Origin of the sequence: Thalassospira lucentensis, from assembly GCF_050516545.1 — a bacterium.
Lineage (GTDB): Bacteria > Pseudomonadota > Alphaproteobacteria > Rhodospirillales > Thalassospiraceae > Thalassospira > Thalassospira lucentensis_C.
Genome location: NZ_CP191544.1, coordinates 629657 through 643420, shown reverse-complemented (window position 1 = coordinate 643420; position 13764 = coordinate 629657). Strand labels below are relative to the sequence as shown.

13 protein-coding genes are annotated in these 13764 nt (G+C 52.6%); 7 read left to right on the top strand and 6 right to left on the bottom strand.

What is annotated here, in order from left to right; genetic code table 11:
* The first annotated feature begins 294 nt into the window (after positions 1–294).
* The 5 genes from ACQ0MK_RS02800 to ACQ0MK_RS02780 all read left to right on the top strand — a co-directional run bounded on the left by ACQ0MK_RS02800 (position 295) and on the right by ACQ0MK_RS02780 (position 3818).
* Positions 295–1089, top strand: a complete 795-nt coding sequence (locus tag ACQ0MK_RS02800) for a thymidylate synthase (protein WP_430474731.1) — start codon at positions 295–297, stop codon at positions 1087–1089.
* Positions 1089–1616 carry a dihydrofolate reductase gene (locus ACQ0MK_RS02795; protein WP_350046280.1) on the top strand — a complete coding sequence of 176 codons (528 nt, stop codon included), beginning with the start codon at positions 1089–1091 and terminating at the stop codon, positions 1614–1616. The genes ACQ0MK_RS02800 and ACQ0MK_RS02795 overlap by 1 nt, the downstream gene beginning before the upstream one ends.
* Before the next feature lie 133 nt (positions 1617–1749).
* On the top strand, positions 1750–2331 hold the full coding sequence (locus tag ACQ0MK_RS02790; protein ID WP_430474730.1) for a TetR/AcrR family transcriptional regulator: 582 nt from the start codon (positions 1750–1752) through the stop codon (positions 2329–2331).
* A 172-nt stretch (positions 2332–2503) separates the two neighbouring features.
* Positions 2504–3127: a class I SAM-dependent methyltransferase gene (locus ACQ0MK_RS02785; protein WP_430474729.1), complete on the top strand. Its 624-nt coding sequence runs from the start codon at positions 2504–2506 to the stop codon at positions 3125–3127.
* Between the two features lie 133 nt (positions 3128–3260).
* A complete protein-coding gene (locus tag ACQ0MK_RS02780) occupies positions 3261–3818 on the top strand; it encodes a peroxiredoxin-like family protein (RefSeq protein ID WP_430474728.1) in 558 nt (185 codons plus the stop codon).
* A gap of 92 nt (positions 3819–3910) precedes the next feature.
* Here ACQ0MK_RS02780 and ACQ0MK_RS02775 read toward each other — a convergent pair whose 3' ends face one another.
* The 6 genes from ACQ0MK_RS02775 to cyoA form a co-directional block, all read right to left on the bottom strand.
* Positions 3911–4549 carry a glutathione S-transferase family protein gene (locus ACQ0MK_RS02775; protein ID WP_430474727.1) on the bottom strand — a complete coding sequence of 213 codons (639 nt, stop codon included), beginning with the start codon at positions 4547–4549 and terminating at the stop codon, positions 3911–3913.
* Positions 4550–4709: 160 nt separating this feature from the next.
* Entirely contained in the window at positions 4710–5510 is an 801-nt protein-coding gene (locus tag ACQ0MK_RS02770) for an SURF1 family protein (RefSeq protein ID WP_430474726.1), read from the bottom strand.
* Between the two features lie 91 nt (positions 5511–5601).
* Entirely contained in the window at positions 5602–5985 is a 384-nt protein-coding gene (locus ACQ0MK_RS02765; protein ID WP_350046285.1) for a cytochrome o ubiquinol oxidase subunit IV, read from the bottom strand.
* On the bottom strand, positions 5982–6602 hold the full coding sequence (gene cyoC / locus ACQ0MK_RS02760; RefSeq protein WP_350046286.1) for a cytochrome o ubiquinol oxidase subunit III: 621 nt from the start codon (positions 6600–6602) through the stop codon (positions 5982–5984). The genes ACQ0MK_RS02765 and cyoC overlap by 4 nt, the downstream gene beginning before the upstream one ends.
* Before the next feature lie 10 nt (positions 6603–6612).
* On the bottom strand, positions 6613–8619 hold the full coding sequence (cyoB, locus tag ACQ0MK_RS02755) for a cytochrome o ubiquinol oxidase subunit I (RefSeq protein WP_430474725.1): 2007 nt from the start codon (positions 8617–8619) through the stop codon (positions 6613–6615).
* Between the two features lie 91 nt (positions 8620–8710).
* A complete protein-coding gene (gene cyoA, locus ACQ0MK_RS02750; protein ID WP_430474724.1) occupies positions 8711–9850 on the bottom strand; it encodes a ubiquinol oxidase subunit II in 1140 nt (379 codons plus the stop codon).
* 442 nt (positions 9851–10292) lie between these two features.
* Between cyoA and ACQ0MK_RS02745 the strand changes: the two genes are divergently transcribed.
* Positions 10293–11633, top strand: coding sequence for an MFS transporter (locus ACQ0MK_RS02745; RefSeq protein WP_350046288.1), 1341 nt, complete (start codon positions 10293–10295; stop codon positions 11631–11633).
* Positions 11634–11851: 218 nt separating this feature from the next.
* Positions 11852–13711, top strand: coding sequence for an autotransporter domain-containing protein (locus ACQ0MK_RS02740; protein WP_430474723.1), 1860 nt, complete (start codon positions 11852–11854; stop codon positions 13709–13711).
* Positions 13712–13764: the final 53 nt, after the last annotated feature.

Genomic DNA, 13764 nt, shown 5'->3' with positions numbered 1-13764 from the left:
GAGCGGGGTGATCCCCGGTCAAGGAATTTGACACAGAGTTTTCTCTTATATCAGTTGTCCTTCGGATCACCCGGATTTGCACGGCCTGCTTTGTCGCAAAACCTTGAAAGATGTATATCTTCCTGCGGTTTTGCTTCGTGTATCCGCACAAATCCGGGTGACCGGGGCGATTTATGTGAATGAGTTTGGACCCTAAATCCACAGCACTTTTGAAAGCGGTTCTGCACGGCTTGCCCACATCTTCCGACCTGACTATGCTGCGACAAACACGATTCCAAAAATGCAGGACACAGCATGCAGCAATATCTCGATCTGATGCGCTTGGTGCGCGACACAGGTACGCGCAAGGAAGACCGCACCGGGACCGGAACCGTATCGGTTTTCGGTCATCAGATGCGGTTTGACCTTGCCAAGGGCTTTCCGATGATCACCACCAAAAAGCTGCACTTAAAATCGATCGTTCACGAATTGCTGTGGTTCCTTGATGGCGACACCAATGTCAAATATCTGCAAGACAACGGCGTACGCATCTGGAACGAATGGGCTGATGAAAACGGTGACCTTGGCCCGGTGTACGGTGGACAATGGCGTTCATGGCAAGGGGCCAATGGCCAAACCATTGACCAGATCACCGGCCTGATTGATCAGATCAAAACCAACCCTGATTCGCGCCGCCTGATTGTTTCTGCGTGGAATGTGGCAGATGTGCCAAACATGGCGCTGCCGCCCTGCCATTGCCTGTTCCAGTTCTATGTCGCTGATGGCAAACTATCGTGCCAGCTTTATCAACGCAGTGCGGATATCTTCCTGGGTGTTCCGTTCAATATTGCCTCTTATGCACTTCTGACCATGATGATTGCGCAGGTTTGTGATCTGGGGCTTGGTGATTTCGTCCATACCCTTGGCGATGCGCATCTTTACACCAACCATCTTGAACAGGTGGAATTGCAGCTATCGCGTGAAACCCGGCCGCTTCCGATCATGAAGATCAACCCGGATGTCAAATCGATCTTTGATTTCAAATTCGATGATTTCGAATTGGTCGGCTATGACCCGCATCCCCATATCGCCGGTAAGGTTGCTGTCTGATGCCAGCCAACAATAACGACCGGATCGAACGTGTTGCCGTGGTTGCATCGGCCGAAAATGGCGCGATTGGCAAAGATGGCTGGATGCCGTGGGAACTGCCCGAAGACCTTAAACGGTTTAAGGCATTGACCCTTGGCAAGCCGATGATCATGGGCCGCGTCACGTTTGAGGCGATTGGAAGGCCGTTGCCAAAGCGTGTGACCATCGTTGTCACCCGCGATAAAGACTGGTCATTCGATCATGAAAATGTCCGCGTGTGCCACGATGTCGAAAGCGCGATCAAACTGGGCGATAAAATTGCCGCGACTGATGGTGTCAATGAAGTGATCATTGCCGGCGGGGCACAGATTTATAAGCTCGCCCTGCCCTTCACCACCCGGTTTGAAGTAACCGAAGTCCACGCCGAAATTGATGGCGACACTTTCCTTGATCCATTACCGTCTGATCAATGGACGGAAAGCGCCCGTCAAAAGATTACGAACCCGGATGGCCCGGATTACAGCTTTGTCACGCTTGATCGCCGCTAACGCATAGGCTGCTCGCGATCACCACACGATCACGTGACACTGCAATAGTTGATTTTAGTAATCATAACCGCCATCTTTAGATAAGTTACAGAACACTCGTTCCAGATATCTGATAAACATGCAAGGAACTGCCATGTCCCGGCCACGCGCATTTGATGAAGAAAGCGTTCTTGATAACGCCATGAACATCTTTTGGAGCAAAGGGTTTGAATCCACCTCCGTTCAGGATCTGGTGAATGAAACCGGGCTCAACCGCGCAAGCATGTATGCAAGTTTTGGCGATAAAAAGGCCCTGTTCCTGCGCGTTCTGGATCATTACAGCCTGAAAATCAGCACCAAGCGCTTTGCCGATCTGCGTGAAATCGAAGATGGCCGCAAGGCCATCGAAAAAACCTTTCGCGATACGGCAAAAACCGGCTGCAAGGAAGGCCGTCACAAAGGCTGCCTGATTGTCAATTCGGGTATGGAACTGGCCCCGCATGATCCCGAAACTGCTGCCATTGCGCATCAGGCGTTTCGACGTGTTGAAGATATGTTTGTCGCCGCACTTTCGCGCGGAATTGCCCATGGATCGATCAGCAGCGACAAAAACGTGCGTGCATTGGCCCGGTTCTTTGCCGGATCGATCCAGGGTGTGCAACTGATGTCGCGCCGTGGTGCGGATCAGGAAACACTTGAAGATTACACCGAAACCATTCTCGCCGCCCTTAACTAGGGCGTGCGGCATAAGCTTACCGTTTCGTTCGCGCACACCCACATCCCGCCTTTATCAATGGTTTTATTTCCGCCAAATTCGATTATTTCGGGTTGCGTCGATCTGTGCCCTCGTCAATAGTCTGTGCCGGTTCAATCAGCCCAAATGATCGGGCATAACAGGCGGCCAAGTGATGAAACGCAGTGACACGTTCTGGGACTCCGCCGCAGATAAATATGCCCGCAAACCTGTTGGCGATGAAGCCGCCTATGCCAAAACGCTCGAACGCACCCGCGAACATCTGTCGCCAACCACGCACATTCTCGAAATTGGCTGCGGGACCGGCACAACCGCCCTGAAACTGGCCGCCGATGTCGCAGAAATTACCGCCACCGATATCTCCGGACGTATGATCGAAATTGCGCAAGGCAAAGCAACCGGTCAAAAGATCGAAAATGTCACCTTTCGCAAAGCAACACTTGATAACCTGAGCCAGGATGACACCCGATATGACGTCGTCGCGGGCTTTAATGTTTTACATCTGATCGATGACCCGAAGGCCGCAGTCGGTTCTATTCACGCTCTCCTGAAACCCGGTGGGCTTTTCATTTCCAAGACGCCCTGTCTGGCTGAAAAAATGCCCCTGCTACGCCCTTTGATCTGGTGCATGCAGAAAGTCGGACTGGCACCGCTTGTCCATTTCATTGGTTATGTCGAACTTGATGACATGATCCGCGATGCCGGGTTCGAAATCATCGAAAGTGGCGTTTACCCCGCCAAGACCGGTTCGCGCTTCATCGTTGCCAAACACCACTAAAACTTGAATTTCAGCCGTTTTCTGACGTCTTCAAGATCACGGTTGAGTGATTATGGTCTTTAGTTCTTGATTTATAGAACGATCGTTCCATATTAAGTCTCATCGACCCATATACAAAATCATGAGGAATACAATGTCCGCAATCACCCCATTGATGCCCCGCCAAAAAGTCCCGTCCCTGTCCTTCCCGCTGGTCGGCGGTGGCACGTGGTCACTTGCAGATCAGACCGCAGAAAACTTCACCATGATCGTGTTTTTCCGCGGCATGCATTGCCCGATGTGCAGCAAGCAGCTTAAGGACCTTGAAGCCAAGATCGACGATTTCGCCAAACGTGGTGTCAATGTCGTTGCGGTATCGTCGGACACCGAAGAACGCGCAATCGAGTCCAAGGAAACATGGAACCTTCCGCATCTTGACCTTGGCTATGGTCTCAGCTTGGACAAGGCCCGTGAATGGGGTCTGTATATTTCGACCTCAAAAGGTGAAACTTCTACCGGCCACGAAGAACCGGCAATGTTTTCCGAACCTGGCCTGTTCATCGTACGCCCTGATGGCACCCTGTATTTCGGTTCGGTCCAAACCATGCCGTTTGCCCGCCCTGCCTTTGCAGAACTTCTTGGCGCACTTGATTTTGTCATTGCCAAAAACTATCCGGCACGCGGCGAAGTGATTGATCATACAAAAGCCTGATCCAACAGAAGAACGACGTTAAAAATACAAAGGGCCGATTCCATGTCGCAGGAACCGGCCCTTTTATTCTTCATACAATTACGTTGATGAGATCACCCCGCCATTGCCGCTGCAAAATACGGTGCGTCCAGTTCCTGCGCACGCTGATATGCCGGACGGGCATCAATCCGGGCGATATAGGTCTCAAAGACAGGATCTTTTGGCAGAATGCCAAACATGCACCCAAACCGGATCGTTGCGCCTAATACAACATCAACCGTCGTGAATTTCTGTCCCAGCAACCACGGGTCGGCTTTCCCCACAACATCACGCAGAACCGGCATTAGCGTTTCCCAGTTCCGATAGGAATTCTGACTGGCGTCTTCTGCTTCATACTGACGGACCCGATCTATAAAGGCCGGCTCAATGGTCGACGGCGAAAAGAACAACCAACGCAGATATTCCCCGCGGATCGGATCATCAATCGCCGGGGCCAATCCGGCCTCTGGATACGCATCCGCAAGATAACAGCAAATTGCGGCCGCCTCGGTCACGACCGTATCGCCATGCACGATGGTTGGCACTTTCCCCAGCGGGTTAATCGCAAGATATTCTGGCGTCTGTCCTTCGCCCTTAGGAAGGTCGAGTACCTTGGCATCAAACTCAATGCCAAGCTCGTGCAACATCCAGTGCACCGTGCCACCACGTGACGGGACAGCGTGATAAAATGTCAGTTTGCGATCTGCGACCATTCCTAAAGCTCCTGCTCATATTCTCGGGTTTATACGCGATGTGCTGGCCGCATATTGCCGCCCGTTCAACCGCAATGTAAACGCGTTGGAAAGCAGGTTCCTGACAGGTGTATGTCAGGAGGATATCAGGAACGCATGGTTTCACGCCCCCAAAGAACAATCAGTGATTTGTTTCGTCCAGATCGGTGTCATCATCATCGCCTTTGCGATGGCGCAACACCAGCCATGCCCCGACCAGCGTCAGGATTGCCAAGCCAAACCATGTCAGTGCATAGGTCACATGGTTATTGGCGAAATTAATCTTGGTCAGGCCGCCCACCGGAAGCTTTGCCGGATGACGCGCCCCGTCCCCATCAATGAAATAGGGTGCCACGTCATTGGCATCCACCCCCCGCTTGATCGCCATGGCGCGCACATCCCGGGAATACCACCGGTCATCTTGCGGCACATTATCGCGCATAAACGTTCCAACCGGCTCGTCCATACGCAATAGGCCTGTGATCGTTACCTCCCCCTCAACCATCCCATCACGGCGGGTGTCGGGATCGCGGTGATCGGTTGGGACAAAGCCGCGATTGATCATGACAATGCTGCCATCACCACGCACAAGCGGGGTCATCACCCAATAACCGGCACCATAATCCGTGGCGGTATAAACTTGGCTTTCGAGATCGTTGCGAAACGTGCCAGTAACCATAACCTTGCGATATTCATCACGCGCCCGGCTCACATTGGCCCAGTCATCGCGCCCCGGTGCTTCGATTGCATCGCCATGCACCCGTGCATCAATCCGTTCAATCAGATCAAGCTTCCAGGCCCGGCGTTCGACCTGCCAGTATCCAAGGCCGCAAAACCCGGAAAACAGAATGATGGCGAGCAACAACACAACAATCCGTGTCGTCATGGAAGGCCCGGTTTTCTGAGTATCGGTTGCGGTTTGTCGAACGCTGTGGTCGGTCATCCCGGTGTCTTTCAAGAACGGATTTTCGTCAAAAAAAAGGGGCGCGATACCAAAGTTAAGTATCGCGCCCCCTTTAAATATCAAGCCAAGCCTAGCCGAAGCTTGGGATCATTTCATGATCCATCTGCGGCATCATGTTGGTATTAAGGTGATACATAACCCATAGTGAACCGGCGATGGCAATCGCAACGATCACAAGGGTAAAGATCAGCGCCAGCATGTTCCAGCCACCTTCGGATTTGGTGTTCATGTGCAGGAAATAGACCATGTGAACAATGATCTGAACCACACCAAGACCCATGACCCAAAGGGCGGTTGCAATCTTGCTGTCAAGGGTCCCGTCCATCACCAGCCAGAACGGGATCGCTGTCAGAATGACCGACAGGATGAACCCGATCAGATAGCTTTTGAAAGTACCGTGGGCGGCACCGCCATCGCCGTGATGGTCATCATGTGCGTGTGAATGTGCACTCATCCCAGAACTCCCAGCAGATAAACAACGGAGAAAACACCGATCCAGATGACGTCAAGGAAGTGCCAGAACATCGACAGGCACATCAGGCGACGCTTGTTTTCCGGGATCAGACCACGTTGGGACACCTGAACCATCAAGGTCACAAGCCAGATGATACCAAACGTCACGTGAAGACCGTGGGTCGCAACCAGCGTATAGAATGCTGAAAGGAAACCACTGCGCATCGGTGTTGCACCAATGCTCCAGAGGTGATGGAACTCATAGATTTCCAAGCCCACGAACGCGATCCCGAACAGACCGGTAATCGCCAACCACAACTGGGTTCCGGCAATGTTGCCTTTTTCCATTTGCAGCATGGCAAAACCATACGTGATCGACGAGAACAGCAGCATCGACGTATTGATCGCCACCAGTTCCAGATCAAACAGATCTACCGGTGCCGGTCCTGCGGCATAGTTCTGGCCAAGAACGGCATAGGTCGCAAACAGGATCGCAAAGATGAGGCAATCGCTCATCAGATAGATCCAGAAGCCAAGCATCGTCCCGGTTTCCGGGTGATGCTCTTCTTTCAGGTAAAAGACCGGCGTTTCGGTCTGCGCGGCAGTATTATTCGCCATTGTCATTCCTTTACGCCTGCTGCTTTGCCAGAAGGGCAGTTCGTTCGTCTTCGGTCTTCACAACTTCGTGCGCCGGGATGTGATAATCGCGGTTGTAGTTGAAGGTGTGCGCAATCGCGCCGCCGACCAGGGCAATGAAGCTTGCAACCACAAGCCACCAGATATGCCAGATCAACGCAAAGCCAAGAACGAGCGAGATAGCTGCCAGGATAAAACCAGCACCGGTGTTTTTCGGCATGTGGATATCAATGAACTCGGAAGTCGGACGGACATAGCCGCGCTTCTTCATATCAGCCCATGCATCAAGCTCGTGAACAACCGGGGTAAAAGCAAAGTTGTAGGCTGGCGGCGGCGATGAAGTCGACCATTCCAGCGTACGACCGCCCCACGGGTCACCGGTTTCATCACGAAGTTTGTCACGTTTGATCACCGCAACAACAATCGACATGATGAAGGACCCGATACCACCGGCAATCAGAAGCGCACCAAAGGCCGCAATAACAAACCAGATCTGAAGCGACGGATCGTCAAACTGGTTCATACGGCGGGTAACGCCCATCAGGCCAAGCACATAAAGCGGCATGAAGGCGAAATAGAACCCGATGGTCCAAAGCCAGAACGACATCTTGCCCCAGAAATCATCAAGCTTGAAGCCGAACGCCTTCGGGAACCAGTAAACGATACCGGCAAACATCCCGAACACCACGCCACCAATGATGACATTGTGGAAATGCGCAATCAGGAACAGGCTGTTGTGAAGCACGAAGTCAGCAGGCGGAACCGCAAGCATGACACCGGTCATCCCGCCGATCACAAAGGTCAGCATAAAGCCCATCGTCCACAGCATCGGGACTTCAAAGCTGATGCGGCCCTTATACATGGTGAACAGCCAGTTGAAGACTTTCGCACCCGTCGGGATCGAAATGATCATGGTCGTGATGCCAAAGAAGGCATTCACACTTGCACCCGACCCCATCGTGAAGAAGTGGTGCAACCAGACGACATAGGACAGGATGGTAATAACCACGGTGGCATAAACCATCGAGCTATAGCCAAACAGTCGCTTGCGGCAGAAGGTCGACACAACTTCGGAAAACACACCAAACGCTGGCAGGATCAGGATGTACACCTCCGGGTGGCCCCAGATCCAGATCAGGTTGATATACATCATGGCGTTACCGCCAAGATCGTTGGTGAAGAAGTTGGTATCTGCGTAACGGTCAAGACCCAGCAGGACCAAAACGGCGGTCAAAACAGGGAATGCTGCAACAATCAGAATGTTGGTGCAAAGCGATGTCCAGGTGAAGACCGGCATTTTCATCATGCTCATGCCCGGTGCGCGCATCTTGACGATGGTGACAATCAGGTTCACACCCGAAAGCAACGTCCCGACACCGGCAATCTGCAAGGCCCAGATATAATAATCGACCCCGACCCCCGGACTGTAAACACTGTCAGACAGCGGCGGATATGCCAGCCAGCCGGTCGTGGCAAACTCGCCGATAAACAGCGACACCATGATCAGCGCGGCACCACAGGTGGTCATCCAGAAGCTGAAATTGTTCAGGAACGGGAAAGCAACGTCGCGCGCACCGATCTGCAGTGGCACGACAAAGTTCATAAGCCCCGTCACCAGCGGCATGGCCACAAAGAAGATCATGATCACGCCATGGGCGGTAAAGATCTGATCATAATGGTGCGGCGGAAGGAAACCTTCCGATCCACCAAAAGCCATCGCTTGCTGGGCACGCATCATCAAAGCATCGGCAAAACCACGCAACAGCATGATAATCGCCAGAATGATATACATGATGCCGATTTTTTTGTGGTCAATCGACGTGATCCACTCGTTCCAGAGATATCCCCAGAGGCGGAAATAGGTGATACCGCCGACAACAGCGATACCGCCCAGAACCACCGCCGCAAACGTCACCACAAGGATCGGTTCATGGAACGGAAGTGAATCAAGTGACAGCCGGCCAAATATAAAATGTAAAAGGTCCGGATTAGAGAACATCGGATTACTCTTCTTTCAAATGCAGAAATGCACCGGGGGGCCGATGATTAAACTGCGAAGGGCCGGTTGGCTTTCACCAACCGACACTGCTTCAGAAACCTGTCGAAACACCTTCGGGTGCGACGCTCATGGCGGATGCTACCTTCCCATTATCAAACAATGGCAGGTTCGCGATCTCGCCACTCAAACCACCTTCCGGGGTGGTGCAAAGCGACGCCACATAGGATTTGCTTTCGGGTAACGGCTGGCTGCCACGCATCTGCGGCACGTCATAGGTCAAAGACATGACGTTGTGGATACCGGCAAGTCCGCCACCACCTTTCGCATCGATCGACATCATCTCGTTCATGCACATTTTCGACTGATCGACGCACATATTGAGAATCGCGGTATAGAGTTCCGGGTCCACAGCACTAAAGTGGTGAACCGGCTCATCGATGCTTGGTTTTTCAAGCTCAAGATACTGGGAACGACCAAGGAAGTTCTCGTCCGCCTTCACATCATTGACCCAGTTATCAAACCCTTCCTGACTCAGACCGTGGAACTTGAAGCGCATATGAGAGAAACCCTCACCGCTATAGTTCCCCGAAAAGCCGTCATAAATGCCTTCTTCGTTGATCACGGCGTGGAGTTTGGTTTCCATGCCCGCCATCGAGTAAATCTGGCCCGCAAGAGCCGGAATAAAGAAGGAGTTCATAATGCCCGAAGAGGTAATCTTGAACTGGATCGGGGTATCAATCGGAGCAGCAAGCTCGTTAACGGTTGCAATACCCTGTTCCGGATAGACAAACAGCCATTTCCAATCAAGGGAAACAACTTCCACCACCATCGGCTTGTGGCCTTTGGGCAGCGGACGTTCGGCATCAATGCGGTCAAGTGGACGATACGGGTCAAGCGTATGCGTCGTTACCCAGGTAATCGCGCCAAGTGCGATAATGATTACCAATGGTGCAGACCAGATGATGACTTCCAGTTTTGTGGAATGGTGCCATTCGGGATCGTATTCCGCATCCTTGTTGCTCTGACGGTATTTCCAGGCAAAGAAAACCGTAAGTGCCATCACCGGAACGATGATCAGCAGCATCAAGATTGTGGACACAATAATCAGGTCGGACTGCTGTGACGCAATATCACCCGACGGGTCGATCACAACCAGATTGCAACCGCCCAGAAGCGAAAACATCGAGGCAACAGCCACGCCGCGTACAAGTTTTGAAAGCATGCGCTTCATACTTTGTCTGTTTCTGGAAGATGTTCTCACAGACAACCATATGCCTGCAAGCCGCATGAACGATCCATCGGAGACCGCCACACGTCGTACCCCACCGCATCGCATATAGGAATGAACATCCTAAACATCCACGGAAAAGGCACAATTTTGGCAAATTTTTTTCAATAATCTACCAGATCGTAATTTCGCGGAAATTGCTATAGCTGCGATGCAGCAATGTCAAGGTATGCGCCATGCATAGCAGGGTCTCAATGACAATTATCATTACAACGTAAACCATACGTTGTGCGGTGCGGGGTGATAATTGACACTGACGTTTTGAATTCACATGTTTATACTCAAACTCGATCCCAAAGTCGTATCGCCGAGCGATCCGGTTTTGTGATCCAATCAAAAGCAGTTAGGACCGAAAAGGTCCGACCAGTGAATTCGGGAGAACGGCGTGAACCAAACACCAGAAAACTACGCGACCGCCACCTCTTCAGGTTTGGAACGCGATGCGCGGCATCACAATGCCGACGCCACCAACGATCCGGGTCAAATTGCGCTTGGCGTGATTATTGGCCGGACATCGGAATTCTTTGACTTTTTCGTCTATTGCATCGCATCGGTACTGGTCTTCCCGCAATTGCTGTTCCCCGGCGAAACGGCACTCGTGGGCACCATGTATTCCTTTGCCATTTTCTCCTTGGCTTTCATCGCCCGCCCTGTCGGCTCCCTCGTCTTTATGACCGTAGACCGGCATCATGGCCGTGGGGTGAAGCTCACAATTGCGATGTTCATGCTCGGTGGATCAACCGCGGCCATGGCCTTCCTGCCAAGCTTTGAGTCAGCTGGCATTCTTGCGATTTATCTGCTCTGTACCTTCCGCTTCCTGCAGGGTCTTGCATGGGGTGGTGCATGGGATGGTCTGTCATCCCTGCTCGCCCTTAATGCGCCGGACAACCGCAAGGGCTGGTATGCGATGATCCCGCAATTGGGCGCACCGCTTGGCTTTATGCTGGCATCGTCGTTGTTTGCCTATCTGATCCTGACCTTGCATCCCGATGACTTCCTTGCCTTTGGCTGGCGCTATGCGTTCTTCGTGGCCTTTGCCATTAACGTGGTGGCCCTGTTTGCCCGCCTGCGCCTTGTGGCAACCTCGGAATTCGGTCATCTGCTTGAACAGAATGAACTCGAACCAGCCCGCGTGATCGATACCCTTAAACATAACGGTCGCACCGTTGTTCTGGGTGCCTTGGTCCCGATGGTCAGCTACGCACTGTTCCATCTCGTCACGGTCTTTGCGCTCAGCTGGGTCTATCTTTACGCCAATGGCAATGCCGGGCAGTTCCTTTTGACCCAGGGCGTTGGCGCTGTGCTGTGTGCCTTTGGCATCATTGCATCGGGCTTCATTGCCGATCAGCTCGGCCGTCGCCGTTTGCTGGGATACAGTGCCGGGATCATTCTGCTTGGTGCCATCCTCACCCCGCTTCTTTATTCCTTCAACATCATCAATGAAGGCATGATTGTGCTGGGTGGCTTTGCTGTTCTTGGCCTGTGCTTTGGTCAGGCTGCCGGAACGCTGGCATCAAACTTCAAGCGCGAATACCGCTATACCGGTTCGGCCCTGACATCGGATCTGGCATGGCTGCTTGGTGCCGGTTTTGCCCCGCTGATCGCACTTTATCTGTGTGACAAGTTCGGCCTGCCCGGTGTGGGTGCCTATCTGATGTCCGGTGCAGTTGTCACCTTGGTAGTCCTGCAATTCAACAAACAGTTCGGTGCCAAAACCACCGACTGAGTGCGAAAAACATCTGGAATTCAAACACCCCCGATCATTGGTCGGGGGTGTTTTTGTTCAAAAGGAAATATAGCGAACACAACGCGAAACGATGGTCAATCCTGACATATTCTGGCAACCAGGTTCATTTCGTTGTTCGCTTCGGAACATTCTGTTACCGCTATTGCCAACAGACACACTATCTATCTGTATAGCGTCACATGATCGGATGAAAACGAGTGTTCAACACAAAAAACAATAACCGTATTCTGCCTGTGGCAGGCATCCTGACAACAGCAGCACTCATCGCAGGTTATGGCAGTAACAGCGCCCACGCAGCTCCTTTGGGCGGGACGGCCGTTTGCACAGAATTCAGTGGATCGACTTTTACGGTAAACAACGGCGATACACGTCTCTATACAAACATGTCTGCCGTGGCCGGAGCGACCCCCGTTTTCTCCATCTCTGCAGTCGGCGGCGGCATCAATTACACATTCACCTATACAGACAATAACGACACATCAAATAACCGCACCAAAACCGGCTCCTTGTCCAATGCCGGAAGCACGACGGTATCCTTTACCGCCAACGCGGCAACATCCAACGCCACCATTCAAATTGCCAATACAGGTCCCGGCAACATGTCCATCACGGCAACATCGTGCTCGGTCGTCAGTGTCGCCGGCTCTGGTGCGACAACGTCTTCTGCGGTTGTCGGGGCTGTTTCGCGTTCACAAACGACAGTTGTTCAACAAAATATCGGTGCCCGCGCCTCTGTGGTTACCGGATCGGTTGGCGCCGGTCCGACAGGTGGCGTCGGTGGCGCTTCCGGTGGCGCTTCCGCTGGTGGGGCAAGTGGATCAACCGGTGGCACCGGTGGATCAAACAGCAATAATTCTGACAATCCAAGTTTTGCCGATGACAGCAGCTATCGCCAAAGCACGATGAACCAAACCAGTACCGGCCTGCGACAGCTTGCCTTGATCGGTGACTTTGACAGCTCCCTTATCGCGGCCCAAAGCGCCCAACAGCAGGCGCTTGGACTGGGCCCAACAGATCAGGGCGATATTGGCGGTGCGGCTGGAACCGATGGCAGAACCGCCCTTTCATCAAGTTCGCCGATTACGGTTTGGGGACATGGATCCTATACCAGCGTTGACAACGACTATGTCAGTGGATCAACCGACAGCCGCTATGACGGTGATGTCTGGGGATATAATATCGGGATCGATTACCGTGTTGCGGAAAACCTGACCACCGGCGTTTCGCTGGGCTACAGTGACACCGAACTGACCACCACGTTTAATACCGGCACATATGACGAAGCTGGCTGGGTGTTTTCCCCTTATGCCATCTATAGCCCGATTGCGGGCTTAAACCTTGTTGTTGAGGCCGGTTATGGCATGGGCGACATTGACGTCACCCGCAGCAACGGATCGATTTCCGGCAAGACAGATTCCGATCTTTGGTATGGCGCATTGTCCGCATCTTACCGCTATCGCCCGGTTGACGAGACCCCGCTTTCGGTCTCGCCAAGCCTTGCCGTCCTTGCGGCGCGCAAGACCGTTGATAGCTACACCGAAAGCGGTGGCACGGCTGTTGGCGAAACCCGTTCGAACACCCGCCAAGTCAAACCCGCTGTCGAAATGGCCTATGATGTTTATCAGGGCAGCCTGACACTCAGCCCGTTTGTCGAAGCTGGCATGACCTATGATTTCACCGACGAAATAAACGACGATGCCACGGCCTTCAATCTTGGTGGTGGTGTGCGTTTGTATGACAGTGAAACGGGATTGAATGGATCGCTTGAAGGAAACTATCTGATCGGGCGAACCGATTACACCGAATACACCTTGGCAGGAACGATCACCTATGGCTTTGCGCTAAGTGACGAAAACGGTCAGGATCTTGGTATCGTCAAACCGTTCTTTGGCAGCAATCTGAATGAATATGGCAATCAGCGTCTTCGCGGCGGACTGGGATACAGCTTTGGCGATCTTAGCAGCGAACTCGCCCTTTCGCACATGATGTCGATTGCCAATGACAATGATCAGTCCGATGAAAGCGCGATAGAAGTAAGTCTTTCTGTACCGTTCTGATCAATTCCAAGCTCACCACCCAAAAACAAAACACCCCGGCCATACTGACCGGG